Origin of the sequence: Legionella tunisiensis, from assembly GCF_000308315.1 — a bacterium.
In the GTDB taxonomy this organism is placed as follows: domain Bacteria; phylum Pseudomonadota; class Gammaproteobacteria; order Legionellales; family Legionellaceae; genus Tatlockia; species Tatlockia tunisiensis.
Map to the genome: position 1 here is coordinate 1 of NZ_CALJ01000324.1, position 13,683 is coordinate 13,683.

Sequence of the window (13,683 nt, forward strand, 5' to 3'; positions counted from 1 at the left end):
ATGAGATCTTTGGCGTAATAACTTCGTATAGCATACATTATACGAAGTTATACGATTTCGCGTAGAATCGTACAATTTTATGTTATACAAGGGATGGTTCTGTCGCGGGCTCAACAAACCATGGATAGTTCATATGGCCAAACCGCAAAAAAACCCACCAGTCACAATTAAGACTATTTCTAATAAATTGAATGTCTTTCTATACGTTCAATAAATGGGGCTAAAGTATAGTAATTTTTCCACTGTGAACAATATTCTTTGATTTTACGGTTACGGTGTTGCATGTAAATCTTTGTTAGTCTAGATTTAGATTTGTTAGACTTAGTAGTTCAACATTGTGCTGATAATTTCCGGTAATTTAGAAATATATATTAGGTTAAAATTTGAACTTCTACAATATTTGATCTTGACTGTCTTTTACTGGTGTGCCAAATATTAGGAATGATTTTTCCAGCATATTTATCAAAAAAATAGACATAGTATAAAATATAACCGATTGATTTTAAATAAATTAATTGTAAGTTTTCTAAAATTAAGTATTTTTTGTTAATCCCACGATATGGAGTTTGTATGTCACTTGCAAGTAATACAGCAATACTTACCCGATTGGAAGGAGCAATACTTATTTATCTGGGTATACTATTTTTCCTTAATGCGATTTTTCATCTCACCAAAATAAATAAAAAGAAATCGCTTCAGGAAGTATTTTTTATCAATGCTTATTATTCTATTCTCTTTTTTATAATTTTCGGAGAAGTAAAAGATATATATAGTATTGAAATAGGTGGTATTGCGCTATTCTTTTCTTGTCTGTATTTATGGCATGATTTTAATATAATATTCAATATATCTAACGAAGGGATTGGATATTTTTGTCTTTATTTTTTGTGTTAAGCGTTTTATTAATTTTCTATATAGCCACTCAAGTTATAGAACCATGGAGTATCTGGCTGATTGCGTCTTTGATCTCATGGGCTTTTTTATTGATAATGTATTATTTGATGTACGTGAAAAAAATAACATCAGTACATTTTTTGGTATATATTTTGTTTTTGTTAGTATTGCTAGCGCTTGGTTGCCTGGCGTGCTACTTCTGACTGGGAAATTATAATGGATTTATCTTTTCAAATAGGTGGTTTTAGTACGCTTCTGGTTGCATCTGTAGTCTGGATTGATGGATTATGGTTGCTGGAAAAAGTTTCAGGTAAGTCAGTTGTATTTATTAATTTATTTTCATCATTTATTATTTTATCCGTTTCTATTTTTTCCATTTTCTCGAGCAACTCCAGTATTACTAGCATTTATAGCGGTGCGATAACATTACTCATTAGTTGCACCTATTTTGGTTGGCACTTAATATAATGCTAGGCGTTGAAAACATGACTGGCCTTGGGTGGTTCTCATTAATAGTTTCAGCTACACTGGCTATATTGCTCATAAGTCCGATTAAAACAATAAGTTTTTTCTGGTATGTTTGGAACTATGTTAATTGGTTAGTTTGGTGCATATTATTTTTCTTATATTTTTAATGATCGTATTTAAAATGAAAATTAGTAAATTAGTAGGCTATTACTCTATATTTGCATCGATAGTAAATGCCTTTCTACCAGGCTTTTTGGCTTTGATGACAAACATAAAATAAATTTACAAGGAAGCAGCATGCAAAACCAAACTCACATTAAACCTAATCTGGATGAAATTTTAGAGCAAATACAAAACTCAGAATTCAAAGAAGTAATTCAACAAGCTAATGATGAAGCTTTAAAACGTATGAAGCAAGCCAATCCAATATTGATAGGAATTGGAAAAGCCAAGGATCATGTTCCTGAAATGCGTGAAAATTTAATTCTCCATGCAGGACCACCTATTACTTGGAAACAAGCATCCGGTGCATTAAAAGGAGCGATTATTGCTGGTTTACTGTTTGAAGGCCTGGCAAAAACCAAAGAAGAAGCTATTGCGATAATGGAAAAAGGCGACGTGGATTTGGGATCCTGCCATGACCATAATGCTGTTGGGCCAATGGCTGGGATAATTACAGCGTCCATGTCTGTTTATATTATTGAAGACCAAATGTCAGGTTATAGAACTTATTCGAATATTAGTGATGATCCTGGTGATTATCGTGGAAGTTCGATTCGATTTGGTGTATATGAAAAACGGGCTATTGATCATATTCATTGGTTAGAACGCGATGTAGTTCCTATCCTTAACCAGGCAATTTTAGATGCTGGAGGCATAGATTTTGTGCCTATTATCGGTAAAAGTTTATTAATGAGAGATGACTGTCATGTGACAATGAATGCTGCAACCCCGCTCTTCTTAAGAAAATTGATGCCTGGCATAATAAAAGCATGTCGTAACAAAGAATTAATGACAAAAATTATCACCTTAATCTATCAAGATGATTTATTTGCCCTTAATCCTATCATGGCCACTTGTAAAGCGATTGGTGATGCAGGTAGAAATGTTAATCATAGTAGTATCGTGACAACAATGGCACGTAATGGCACTGAGTTTGGAATTAAAGTATCAGGATTAGGGAATCAATGGTTTACTGGACTTTCTGAGATTGGTCGTCCTGTTTTATTGATGCCTGGAGTATCGCCATCTGATATTAATCGAGATATGGGAGATAGTGCTATTACTGAGACGATGGGTCTAGGAGGAACGGTAAAATCCATATCTGGTTCAAGCCAAGATGCTATTAATATCACATTAAAAATGTATGACATCACGCATGCGGAAAGTGATTCTTTCAGAATTCCCGAATTAGATGGTCGTGGTGCTCCTATGGGTTTTGATATTTTAAAAATAGTCGACAAAAAATCCGCCCCGCAGTCAACTCTGGTTTAGCTCAAAAACACATGAATCGCTATATGGCTGGAACTGGATTTCTTAACCCTCCTATGGAGGCTTTTATTAATGCGGTTATTGCTTTTAAGGATAAAGCCCTCTAAAAGCAGAAATGTATAGTGCTTTCGTGATAAAAGAGTTGGGCTTCAATATATTCCTTACTATCTTATAGCCATTAATATGAGATCTTTGGGAAAGTGATGCCCTATAAATTATCCAATCGTGTGGTTGTTTTTGGCTCCGGCCGTATAAGTTGAATTTCTATTTTCGATCAAGCCCATTGCCATTGTCTTCACAAAATGGGCTCTAATAAAATAGAATCATAGCTAGGATTAAAATTTTTCAATACTATCAGCGCAGTGATCATACCAAGAAGAGCAAGTATTAAGCAAATCATAAGAACTACTTGAAAACCAAATACAAAACTATGCTTTACTATTGCTATTGATTGATGAGAAATAGTACTCGGTAGTTGACTTAATTTATTTAATGGGCCAGCCCCTGATGCTGCATTTTGAACCCATTCTAATTGGTCTTTAGATAATGATGTTTTTGAGCTGCTTATAAATGGTGTTAATTTGTACTCACTTAACTCACTTAATAGAGTACTAGATAAAGTTATTCCTGCGGATGCCCCAGTAAATGCCAAAGTAAATAAAATACCAGTTACTAATGCGGAGTCTTTTGATGGCGCCATTTGCAAGACTACAATATTTGTAGTTGGGAAATGAACCGCAAAAGCTGTTCCAAATAAAATCAACGAAATCAGTAAGTAAATCATGGAAGTTGTGGAAATTGATATCATAAGCATCAGTAATGACATAGCGAGAAGCAGACAGCTAAAACTAATCAAATACCTCGCTGCTATATATTTCATTATGTGGCCAGAAAAAGGGGATAGCAGACCCAATACTATAGTAGACGCCAATAGTAAATAACCAGCTTCCTCGGCTGTGAATCCCAGGATATTCTGTAAATACAAACAAACAAAAACATAAAAACAAAAAATGTATACTGTGCTCCTGTTCGAACACCAATGACACCCATAAGCATTTTATTTTTCAATAAATTGAGATCGATTAGAGGTTCACTATTTTTTGTTCACATTTGATAAACAGATAAAAAAAGGCCAGAGCAAGTAGAAACATTCCCAAGAGATAAGAGCCCCTCCAATCTGATATTTTATTTAACCCTAATAAAAAAGATAATAGCCCTAAAATTAATGTAATTATTCCTAGAAAATCAATTTTGAATACCTTCTTTTCCTGGGTTTCATCAATGAGCATATAGGACATGATGATTGCAATAACTCCAGTTGGAACGTTAATAAAAAATACCCATCGCCAATTTAGATAAGTACATAACAATCCACCAATTGTTGGGCCTATGGCCATGGCAATACCTGTTGTACCAGTTAAAAATCCTAATGCGATTCCTTGCCTCTTCTCGTCGAATGTTAAGTAAACGAGCGCGGTTGCAATCGGTACCACCATAGCAATGCCAATACCTTGTCCAATACGACTTCCAATTAACAAGGAGGCATTAAACGAAAATCCAGCTAAGATTGAGGAGAAAGTAAAAATAAAGGTACCAAGAACAAACAAACGTCGGTGTCCATACATATCCCCTAAGCGTCCACCAATCGACATAAATGCTGCTGAACAAACAGTATAAGAAGTAATGACCCATTGAAGTGTTGCCAAATTGGTATGAAGATCTTTGGAAATAGGAGCCAACGCCACATTAACTGCAGTAAAATCTACCCACATTAAAGACCATGCTAAACAAATGACAAAAAGTATAATCCACTGTTTCATAAATTCCCTTTTAATTGTAGTCCTCAATGGTATAGAGAGAGATTGAGGAATGAGCAAACGCTCTAATTCCCAATCGGCTTTATAGTTCTATTCTGCAGCAACATCAGGATGATGTCTCGAACAGTGTCAATTTTTAGAATGTCTATCATTCATTTACAGCACGTAGTATAAATTGTAAATTGATCTTCAAGAGAAGATGAGCTTATACAATCCATTCTAGAGCTATCTCTTAAAATCCTCGAGGCTGCTAGCCATTCTGAATCACCATTATTCATTATATTAAAACAATGCTGTTAATTGGAGAGTACCCGCCCATGCTGAAGGAGTATTTTCAATAGCCCTTGGCTTTGGAATGTAGGTCACCGCCCCTAATAAGAATAGATTGGAAAATATATAAGCTTGATAATAAGCCTGATACATTCCCTCATAATTATTGGAGTACAGATTAGCGTTTAATTGAGCGATGGCCGCGCCGGCACCAAAAGAATCCTTCTCTCGGGTCAATGCAAATGCAGTAAGTCCAAACCCAAAATATTGTTTCATTGGTAAAGTCTTTGCGTTATTAATCCCATATTGGAAAAAACCACTAATACCACTGTTATCAATTCCGGGCTTTCGATACCAAAGCCGTTGTGAACCAAAAGCATAAACACCTTGCGTATTTTTTGCGTTACATTACCTGTTGTTAATTCCCCTGTTTGTCGCCAGTAGCCTATACTGATGTTTCCGGGTTTATTATATTGACCCGTAACCCAATATAAACCTGTTTCAGCAGCGTAAAAATAATATCCGTTAAAATGTGGCCCTGTAAGACCCGTTTGTGTGCCATTAGCTTGATTACCATCATAAAACCACCTGAAAAATAAAAGGATTTATTCGGTGTATAATTTGCAGTTAGTCCATAGGCTGAATTGTAATAGCTAGGCAACACGCCCAACATTGAAGAGTTCACAAAAATGGGGGCATATATTAAACCAGAAAGACTGCTTATATTGAACGCAGTATTATAAAAAGGGGTTGTACGTAAAACATTATTAAAGTCATAAGTTGCTACAAGTTTACCCACACGCAAAGCAAGTTTTTCATTAAAAAGTCGTTGCAAATACCATAACTGATACAATTCAGAGCGATTAAAAGGAGCCCCGGCAGAAGTACTATTAAAGCTTTGTACTGCCCCTGTTCCATAATTGGTATTTGCTCCATTGAACTGTAAAAATTGAGAACCGAAAGTACTGCCGGGTAATCGTAAAGCGCTTTCTCCATCCACATTTAAATCAAGTAGGATAAGATTGTTTACTGTTTCTTTATCAGTACCGGTTCCCCCTTTAAATACCGAGTTACCATTAACTAGCCATAGCCCTCCAAGACGTACACCAGAACTTTCATTAATCCCTAGCGCTCTTCCTAAGGCACCTGTTCCTGTCGTAGCATTAGTTGCCGCCGGGTTTGAACTGATCCCATTCAGATTTAAATGATTACTATATCCTGTCGATTCACGACCATCAGCTGATTTAGGAGTACCTATGGTATAACCAATGTTTACAAATAATAAGAGCGATGTAAAAAAACAAAAGTATTATTATTTTGACAAATGACCATCAATAGCATCCTATGCAAAAAAGAATTAAATATCACTTTATTCATAATTAGAAGGTTTTTTAAACTAATTTCCCAGCAGATATTTTTTGATCATTATTTACACAAGGACTCAGTAATTATTTTCAATTCCAACGAGAGATGGCTATGTCTAAACTAGTACCATATTGGGATGCCAATGGATTTGCATATTTTATAGTAAAAACAAAGTCCTTTTCTCAAGCAGCATAAGCCTTTTAAATTTATATCTCAACATCATAGGCTCCTTTTTCATCAGGAATTACAGCTTCTATTAGAGAATTACTGATCCTGGCTATCACTATCATCTCCTAAGTCTTTAGTACCTTGTGTATAAGCTACCCAGCTCTTATTCTATTGCTTCTGTCGTAGGGTAAAATATTATTTTTCAGTGAGTGCTTTGCTGAGCTCCTATTCTACAATTACCATGGGACTACTAACATAACACGCCTTAAGGTGTATTCGGCAATCGCCTTATCTTTCTTTTTACATATGTCGTCATGACCAATAACCGCCAGTAAATCTAAATAAGACTATAATTCAAGAAGGGATATTACTGAGTCATGTACATATGCCTTCACTTCCTCAAGAAGTCTTAATTGCAAAAGCAAGCCAATGGCAAAGCCGTTTTCGCGGCAATACTGCCGATTTTAATGATGAGGTAACGAATAAAGGAGTTTGTCTTGGTTTAAGTGTTTAGCGTCTGTATTGCACCTTAACTGGAAAATACAAAGAATTTGAGAATCTATTAAAACTGATTTATGAGGCAGATCCTCTTGCAGACAATATCAGTCCTGAGGTACATCAAGCGTTCGAGACGTTTATCCAAAACACGCTTTGGCTGCATCGTACGCTGGGCATTGAAGCGGGTACCACTCAATCCCATATGCAAGGAGCTTTAGAAACATTATTTAAACGAAAAGGAGAGGTTTTTCCCTTAACCTATCATCATCAATTAGCTGGTGTTCTTAGCGAAGCAGAACTTAAAGACATATTGTCAACCTATTTAACTATTAATAATTTGCAACAAGGCGTGGGGTTTACTTTAGGATGTCATGAACATGCCATATCGATAACACGAGTTGGTAATAAAATTGAGGTAGTTGATCCTTCTTATGGAAAAGTATGGGCCATTGAAGTACCAGAAAAGGCAACAGCTGAAGCCAATGCGGCAGCACTTAAAACCGTAATTAATCAAATGATTGATGAGGTAATTAGTAGCGCTCTACACTTTGATGAAACCAAGTTTCAAGGTACTTACCACGGTATTCGTATGCACGTCTATTCTCGCTTGCATAATCCAGCTCCAGCGGTATTACCTACCATTTATCCACCTGCTACAGACTTGTTAACCCCCATTTATGAAAAAAGGAAAGACTCACTTGCGCAACAAGGAGCTAACTCAAAGGATAATGCACTAGACTTTGCCATTCAAAATGGCGATCAAAAATTAGTCCTCTATCTTGAACAAGCTCTAGGTGATGAGAAGCTAGAGGCCTGTAAAAAACACGCATTGAAAACAGCAGTATCTTATGGGCAGTTTGAGTTTGTAAAACGTTATTATAAAAAGGAACATGTCGATCAAAATATTATGATCGAAGCATACTCGAGTGGTGAGCCGCAGATAATTAATTTTCTTCTTGAAAAAGGACATCGTTTTGAGAAAAACGCATTTGAGTATGCCCTTGTAGAATCCACACGAAAAGATCAAGGCTATACTTTTAATCTACTGATGGAATATTACAATAAATTCCATGCCGAACAAACGACTTTAATCAATCCTGCTCAATTAATTACAGCAGGTAAAGAGCGTATGCCCTTATTAAATATCGCTGCGAAACATACCAGTGTTGAAGTAATGAGAATGCTCTTAAAAGCAAATGTTGATTTATCATTAACCGATGCATCGGGAAGAAATTGCCTACATTACCTTTCTCCACTGCAAACAAAACTCTTTACCGATATTGCAACTCGCAAGCCTGAATTATTACTTGCAAAAGATAAAAAAGGCGAATCGCCCCTAGTCAGGTTATATAAAGAAGGGCAGGAATCATGTGAACAAATTTGTTCGCTACTCATAAAAAAGGAGAGTGGTATGAAGCTTATATTCTGGCGTTAATTCATAACAACCAAAACATCATCAAACAATGTCGTGAGAATATTCCTTTTTTCACCATGCTTAAGAAGGAAGGCGATTCAAGAATAGGAACAAATCGTTTTGTCGAACTATGCGAAAGAACAAAATTTGAGGATGGACGAACAGCGCCTTTTCTTCAAGCATTAATCGGCATCAATTATAGAGAACAGACTCAAGATACCTTGCATGATATTTATCTATTGGCCCTCAAACATGCCCACCAAGAAACAATCTCTTCAGTACTACAAGTTCCGACCTTTGATCAAAATGCACTCTTTAAAAAAGGCCCTAGTGTTGCTTTACACCCATGGCATCAACTCAACCAGAAACCTGAGTTATTTGATCTCATTGCCTCAAAAATAGATATAAGCAAGGTATCGCAAGAAAGTTTAGTTGAATATTATTTAATCGCCCTACAGCATAAAAAAATCGATCTTTGCAAAGCAATCAGTAATCGTATTGTGGATAAAAGTGCTCTTTTGCTTAAAAGTTCACAGAGTGGGACAGATCCTTATGATTTTTTGAAATAGATGAAAATCTTTTTAATCAACTAATAAAACCTATACCTGTAGATGGTTTAAAAGTCGAAGCTCTAAACCAACTATATAAACTAGGATTACTGCATAATAACCAAGAAATTTACACTAAATGCATTAAAAAATTACAAGCGGATCCTCGGTTTGTCGCTCGTACCGATGATTTAGATTGGTGTTATCAGAAGCAAAATCATGTTCTATTTAAAGAGTTGTTTACGATTAAGGCCGTTAGCGAAGAATGGTGCAAAAAAACTTTATCAAGTCTATACATGAAAATAACCATGAAATAGCTGCTGCCATCCTGACGAAGTTCCCTCAGTTTGTGAATACTGAAATAGATAACATCAATGGTAGCCCTCAATTACCTTTGTGGGTTGCAATCCACAAACAAGATGCAGCACGCTGTCAATTTTTACTTGCACACGATGCAGATCCTTACAAAAAAGACTCAGTGTTACTTTAATGGAAGAAGGACTGCGACGCGCCCCCTTAAAAAAGCTATTTGATTCCCATCATGCAAGTATTAAAGTCATGCAAAATCAATTTTTAACCGTCTTCGAAAAATTAAAAGAACATAAGCAATGGAACCTAAAGCAAAAATATGGATTCTTTGGTGATTATGTTAATGCTATTTCTTTACCTCTAGGTAATAACAAAATTTTGCATTTGCCTAGAGAATTAAAAGAAACTTTAGAGCTTATTCAGAAAGCCTGTAAGGAAACGAACCTTTCATTGTTAAAAGGATATGTGAACAAATTAACTGTAGGGATTAGTGCACTACCGGACAAAATAATGCCAGCGGGCTTAAAGCAAAAACTGATAGAAGCAGTGACCCCGTCCAAAGTAGCTGTTCCTGATTATAGCAAAGCGATGCACCAAATGAGAGCGGGCCCTGAGAAAGACGAACCCAAATTGGCGTTATAATTAAATTTAAGAGTGAACCCATAGATCTTCTATAGTTTAATAAAACCACTGCCACTAAAGGACGGTGGTGCAATAAATTTTCGTCTGCTCACACAATAGAAATAATAATTGCAGGAGGCTTTTTTATGAATACACCTAATTCTGCCAATCCGATTGAAATCGATGTTGCAAATGGAGTTTTCCGATCTGGAAAGATAAACTGTCCAATGGTTGGATTTGGCTCTGATAAACTCCTGGGACAAGAATGCACCGATGTCATTATGCAAGCCGCCGAGCAGGGCTACCGAATTATTGATACGGCTACCGCTTATAAAAATCTAGACGCTATTGGCAACGCACTGCAAAAACTGGATCGTGAGCAATTCTATATCGTATCTAAGGTATGGCATGACATGCAGGAACCAGAAAAGGTGCAAAAAGATCTGGAAGCGACACTCAAAAAACTCAAAACCGATTATTTGGATGCCTATCTCATTCATTGGCCAAACCGCGCCGTACCAATCGAAAAAACACTTTTGGCCATGGAAGATCTTAGACAACAGAACAAAATCACCCATATTGGCATATGCAATATCACTATTAATCATTTAAAGAAAGCGCTTGCTGTGGGTGTGCCGCTTTCGTGGGTACAAGTTGAAATGAATCCCAATTTCTTTGACCAGGCACTTTATACACTCTGTCGTGAAAATTCTATCGCTTACCAGACATGGCGACCTCTGGATTTTGGCAGACTTCATCAGGATAATTCGCTTATCAACATTGGCAAAAAATATAATAAATCAGCTTGTCAGGTTGCCTTAAGATGGATTGTACAAAATGGGTGTATTCCCTTACCTGGCAGCAGAAATAAGAATCATATTCAGGAAAATATCAATATCTTCGATTTCTCTCTTGCTGCAGAAGATATGTTATTAATTAATCAGCGGGCAATTCCGGGCAAACGTTTTAGACTAGAGTTAAGTTACGGCCTGGGTTTTACAGATGAGTTTGACTTGAACTATGAAGCTTGCTGGTCTCCATCAATTGAGACCTCAAAAAGAGTTAGTAAATGATTAAATCCAACTAATAAGGCAAATCAAAATTTTCTACTTTATTGACCGCTATAGCATTCAATGGAGTATGAACCAAGCCATCGCGATACTCGGAGCGTAGTAGCACAAATAGCAAACAAACAACGCAACTTATGTTGTGTATCGTCATCCAAATACTTTGTTGATTGAAACAGCAACCTCTTGTGCCACAAGGCGCTGTGAGGTATTAAAAGATACCGTGCCACCATTAAGCCCGCCATTAACCTCGGGTGAGAAAGAGAGACTGTTATTTGCTTTATAACGGTCCGTGATCGCATAACTGTAATTGAACTTCAGGAACCAGGTAGGATTTAAATAAAATGCCATACCTGTTTGTACTGCACCTCCCCATACCCATTTTGTATTAGAAAAACCATTGATATTACCGGCATAAAATCCAGAAACCGTATCGGAACTTGCATCTACAATATGTTTTGTTCTAAAGAAAGAAGGACCTACACCCAAATAGATAAAACTATTTATAAAAGAACGACCAATAAATAGCGGTAACATAAGTTCATCATTCACTCTTGTTTGGATAGAACTAATACTGATTTCATCTGTAACATTAACAGAGGGATTTATAAAATTGATGGAAGTACCTGGCTCCTGGAATCGATTATAACTGATTATTTTTGCCCGTGAGTATTGATACAAAAATTCGATCCCCCACAACCATTGACTGCCATTAAAATGTTGAAAATAACCTAGCTGACCTTCAGGAGCAAATACTTCTTTTGAGTTCGAATAAGAACCTGTTGCACCCGAAAACAAGCCTATGGGCACAAAACCACTAGTCGCATTGAGGCTCCCTGACATCTCAGAATGAATACGAAAAAATTATAGCTACCACCTAAACCAACGAAAAAGCCTGTTTGATTGGTTGGTATAATCGAAGCAAGTTCATTAGTTGCCGCAAACGTTACCGAAAGGAACAAACTTAAGGTTGATAGACACCATCCAATATGTTTCAAGCTAACCTCCATGGAATGCACTCAATAAAGCAGCAGTGGAGCACACTGCTACTCAATTCAAACACTTAGTAGTAACAGTTACTAAGCTTATCATTCGGGCAATTGCATTTTCCAGCAAAGGTAATATGCCCAGCACTATCAATTGATTGTACTGTACTGGTACAAGAAGGATTACCTCTGATCGTGATTGTTGCACCTGGAAAGACCAAATATTGTGGCCAGGGTGCGCCTGGCAACGTGCTTGCTTTGCCATCACTGCTCAGTGTGGCAGAGACCTCACTACCAGTACTCGGATTTTTTGCTTGATAACAAGCGTATAGGGATGTGCAAAACCTACGATTGTCAGTAAAGATCCTCTTGAAAATCCCTGGCATCCTGTTGCCGAAACCAATTTGTTCGTAGGAACAACTCCTGCTGCCTTTTGAGTACAATTGGAGTCAAAAAAGCCCATAATGTCCTTCTGCACTACTACCCTTATTTGGCTCGTCATAAGCTTCGAATGCCAGAACACCGATCGAATATCCTGAAGTGGCAACAAAATTAGATGTGCTGATTTGATAAAGCGCTTGATAATAAGTAGAAGCATTGGCTACAGAGGGCATACAAGGGCCTGGGGAATTACAAGCATACTCTGTCGTTGTCCCTGCTGTTGCCCAACCTGTTTCCGCCGCTAAAAGAACACGCCCAGGTGAATAAAATGGCTGCTGTGCCGCTGCTGGTAAAGCAGGAGGATTTGCTGAACCCACAACATGGATATAATCCCATGCTAACGAATTGTTGGGTTGAATAGTAGTCGCTAAAGGGGGAGTCCATACCGCCTGATTTGCTGGCACTCCCCACTGAAAAGGATAAGGATCAAAAGCCAATGGAGCATCCGCCGAATAGCTGTTTGCCAAGGTGATCATGTCATTTGAGATTGCAACACTTGGTGTTACCAAATTACCACTGACCAACGCTGAGCTGACGGGTGTAGTAAGACCTACAGACGTTAGCGTACTTTGTAGTGCACTGACTGCAGAAGTTAAATAACTGATATTTGAAGTTACAGGATTGTTGCATGGTGAAATTGTATTGCCAGCCTCACAATAATTTTCATGCCCAGCCAATACAAGAATTACCGTATCATTAAAAATCGGTTTGGTTACCTGAGTAATTACTGCATTGAGAGTAGCCTGAGCACAGGGAATATAGTCTTGATTTGCAGGGGGAACTGGGCACGAACCACCACTGTAGGGTGAGTCTGCAGGTTGCTGGGGAATCACTGCTTCATAAATGACTTTCATCCCTAAAGCATGGGCTTGATTGATGATATCAACCCATGAATAAATAGTCGTCTGATATGAACGGACTGTACTAAATCCTGCCTCTTTCAATTGAGCCAATTCCGCGTAGATATTAGTAATCGGTGTACCCTGGCTATTACCTACAATAAAAACGTCATGATTATTTAACGGAACATTACCTGCATAATGATTTGGTTGATAGTCCACACCAATCAAGCCATTGAAATTGAAAGCAGCAGAAACCTCATCCACTATGCAAAAAGATACTGCAAATATAAATAATAATTTTTTAACTGATACAACATACGATTCATCCTTATCTTGGTATCCCTTCAATTTTATCGATCTATTTACGCCCAATGATTTAAGATGATGGTATTCTGAATTGGGTACTGAAAATAAAAATGAATTAGATATAAAATAGATTACCGTCTAGAATAAAATTAACCTATATACAAAACAAGGGATTGTC

The 13,683-nt window shown here is 37.1% G+C and carries 17 protein-coding genes and 1 pseudogene; 11 read left to right on the forward strand and 7 right to left on the reverse strand.

What is annotated here, in order from left to right; genetic code table 11:
* The first annotated feature begins 570 nt into the window (after positions 1-570).
* The 4 genes and pseudogenes from BN58_RS19685 to BN58_RS27600 all read left to right on the forward strand — a co-directional run bounded on the left by BN58_RS19685 (position 571) and on the right by BN58_RS27600 (position 2,856).
* Positions 571-894: an AmiS/UreI family transporter gene (locus BN58_RS19685; protein ID WP_019218303.1), complete on the forward strand. Its 324-nt coding sequence runs from the start codon at positions 571-573 to the stop codon at positions 892-894.
* A 43-nt stretch (positions 895-937) separates the two neighbouring features.
* Complete coding sequence (locus BN58_RS31320; protein ID WP_156812652.1) at positions 938-1,111, forward strand: hypothetical protein; 174 nt, start codon at positions 938-940, stop codon at positions 1,109-1,111.
* A pseudogene (locus BN58_RS38155) lies at positions 1,111-1,642 on the forward strand (AmiS/UreI family transporter). The gene BN58_RS31320 and the pseudogene BN58_RS38155 overlap by 1 nt, the downstream one beginning before the upstream one ends.
* 17 nt (positions 1,643-1,659) lie before the next feature.
* Positions 1,660-2,856 carry a YlbE family protein gene (locus tag BN58_RS27600; RefSeq protein WP_051131970.1) on the forward strand — a complete coding sequence of 399 codons (1,197 nt, stop codon included), beginning with the start codon at positions 1,660-1,662 and terminating at the stop codon, positions 2,854-2,856.
* A 292-nt stretch (positions 2,857-3,148) separates the two neighbouring features.
* On the opposite strand, the gene BN58_RS19705 is transcribed toward BN58_RS27600, so the two are convergent.
* The 4 genes from BN58_RS19705 to BN58_RS29335 all read right to left on the reverse strand — a co-directional run bounded on the left by BN58_RS19705 (position 3,149) and on the right by BN58_RS29335 (position 5,940).
* Positions 3,149-3,865: an MFS transporter gene (locus BN58_RS19705; RefSeq protein WP_083852287.1), complete on the reverse strand. Its 717-nt coding sequence runs from the start codon at positions 3,863-3,865 to the stop codon at positions 3,149-3,151.
* A 70-nt stretch (positions 3,866-3,935) separates the two neighbouring features.
* Positions 3,936-4,673, reverse strand: a complete 738-nt coding sequence (locus tag BN58_RS19715) for an MFS transporter (protein ID WP_019218309.1) — start codon at positions 4,671-4,673, stop codon at positions 3,936-3,938.
* Between the two features lie 279 nt (positions 4,674-4,952).
* Complete coding sequence (locus BN58_RS29330) at positions 4,953-5,279, reverse strand: carbohydrate porin (protein WP_232220872.1); 327 nt, start codon at positions 5,277-5,279, stop codon at positions 4,953-4,955.
* A 106-nt stretch (positions 5,280-5,385) separates the two neighbouring features.
* Complete coding sequence (locus tag BN58_RS29335; RefSeq protein WP_026069630.1) at positions 5,386-5,940, reverse strand: carbohydrate porin; 555 nt, start codon at positions 5,938-5,940, stop codon at positions 5,386-5,388.
* A 22-nt stretch (positions 5,941-5,962) separates the two neighbouring features.
* Here BN58_RS29335 and BN58_RS32085 point away from each other — a divergent pair, with 22 nt between their 5' ends.
* The 7 genes from BN58_RS32085 to BN58_RS27610 all read left to right on the forward strand — a co-directional run bounded on the left by BN58_RS32085 (position 5,963) and on the right by BN58_RS27610 (position 10,936).
* Positions 5,963-6,148 carry a hypothetical protein gene (locus BN58_RS32085; RefSeq protein WP_198009986.1) on the forward strand — a complete coding sequence of 62 codons (186 nt, stop codon included), beginning with the start codon at positions 5,963-5,965 and terminating at the stop codon, positions 6,146-6,148.
* 710 nt (positions 6,149-6,858) lie between these two features.
* Positions 6,859-6,987 (forward strand): hypothetical protein, encoded by a 129-nt coding sequence (locus BN58_RS36660; RefSeq protein ID WP_019218310.1) that lies wholly within the window; start codon positions 6,859-6,861, stop codon positions 6,985-6,987.
* 186 nt (positions 6,988-7,173) lie between these two features.
* On the forward strand, positions 7,174-8,406 hold the full coding sequence (locus BN58_RS19735; RefSeq protein WP_019218311.1) for an ankyrin repeat domain-containing protein: 1,233 nt from the start codon (positions 7,174-7,176) through the stop codon (positions 8,404-8,406).
* A complete protein-coding gene (locus tag BN58_RS19740) occupies positions 8,352-8,954 on the forward strand; it encodes a hypothetical protein (protein WP_019218312.1) in 603 nt (200 codons plus the stop codon). The genes BN58_RS19735 and BN58_RS19740 overlap by 55 nt, the downstream gene beginning before the upstream one ends.
* 244 nt (positions 8,955-9,198) lie before the next feature.
* Positions 9,199-9,423, forward strand: coding sequence for a hypothetical protein (locus BN58_RS32090; RefSeq protein WP_019218313.1), 225 nt, complete (start codon positions 9,199-9,201; stop codon positions 9,421-9,423).
* Positions 9,423-9,884: a hypothetical protein gene (locus BN58_RS19750; protein WP_019218314.1), complete on the forward strand. Its 462-nt coding sequence runs from the start codon at positions 9,423-9,425 to the stop codon at positions 9,882-9,884. The genes BN58_RS32090 and BN58_RS19750 overlap by 1 nt, the downstream gene beginning before the upstream one ends.
* A gap of 125 nt (positions 9,885-10,009) precedes the next feature.
* Positions 10,010-10,936 (forward strand): aldo/keto reductase, encoded by a 927-nt coding sequence (locus BN58_RS27610; RefSeq protein ID WP_019218315.1) that lies wholly within the window; start codon positions 10,010-10,012, stop codon positions 10,934-10,936.
* A gap of 144 nt (positions 10,937-11,080) precedes the next feature.
* Here the strand turns inward: BN58_RS27610 and BN58_RS27615 are convergent, their stop codons facing one another.
* The 3 genes from BN58_RS27615 to BN58_RS27620 form a co-directional block, all read right to left on the reverse strand.
* Positions 11,081-11,773 (reverse strand): outer membrane protein, encoded by a 693-nt coding sequence (locus tag BN58_RS27615; protein ID WP_019218316.1) that lies wholly within the window; start codon positions 11,771-11,773, stop codon positions 11,081-11,083.
* A gap of 220 nt (positions 11,774-11,993) precedes the next feature.
* Positions 11,994-12,302 carry a hypothetical protein gene (locus tag BN58_RS35540; protein WP_019218317.1) on the reverse strand — a complete coding sequence of 103 codons (309 nt, stop codon included), beginning with the start codon at positions 12,300-12,302 and terminating at the stop codon, positions 11,994-11,996.
* A 63-nt stretch (positions 12,303-12,365) separates the two neighbouring features.
* Positions 12,366-13,547: a hypothetical protein gene (locus BN58_RS27620; RefSeq protein WP_019218318.1), complete on the reverse strand. Its 1,182-nt coding sequence runs from the start codon at positions 13,545-13,547 to the stop codon at positions 12,366-12,368.
* Positions 13,548-13,683: the final 136 nt, after the last annotated feature.

Coding starts and splice junctions, on each gene's coding strand:
- BN58_RS36660 (WP_019218310.1), top strand. CDS start 6,859: ATGCCTTCACTTCCTCAAGAAGTCTTAATTGCAAAAGCAAGCCAATGG.
- BN58_RS31320 (WP_156812652.1), top strand. CDS start 938: ATGGAGTATCTGGCTGATTGCGTCTTTGATCTCATGGGCTTTTTTATT.
- BN58_RS27600 (WP_051131970.1), top strand. CDS start 1,660: ATGCAAAACCAAACTCACATTAAACCTAATCTGGATGAAATTTTAGAG.
- BN58_RS27610 (WP_019218315.1), top strand. CDS start 10,010: ATGAATACACCTAATTCTGCCAATCCGATTGAAATCGATGTTGCAAAT.
- BN58_RS32090 (WP_019218313.1), top strand. CDS start 9,199: ATGGTGCAAAAAAACTTTATCAAGTCTATACATGAAAATAACCATGAA.
- BN58_RS19715 (WP_019218309.1), bottom strand. CDS start 4,673: ATGAAACAGTGGATTATACTTTTTGTCATTTGTTTAGCATGGTCTTTA.
- BN58_RS35540 (WP_019218317.1), bottom strand. CDS start 12,302: ATGCCAGGGATTTTCAAGAGGATCTTTACTGACAATCGTAGGTTTTGC.
- BN58_RS19750 (WP_019218314.1), top strand. CDS start 9,423: ATGGAAGAAGGACTGCGACGCGCCCCCTTAAAAAAGCTATTTGATTCC.
- BN58_RS19735 (WP_019218311.1), top strand. CDS start 7,174: ATGCAAGGAGCTTTAGAAACATTATTTAAACGAAAAGGAGAGGTTTTT.
- BN58_RS27615 (WP_019218316.1), bottom strand. CDS start 11,773: ATGTCAGGGAGCCTCAATGCGACTAGTGGTTTTGTGCCCATAGGCTTG.
- BN58_RS19685 (WP_019218303.1), top strand. CDS start 571: ATGTCACTTGCAAGTAATACAGCAATACTTACCCGATTGGAAGGAGCA.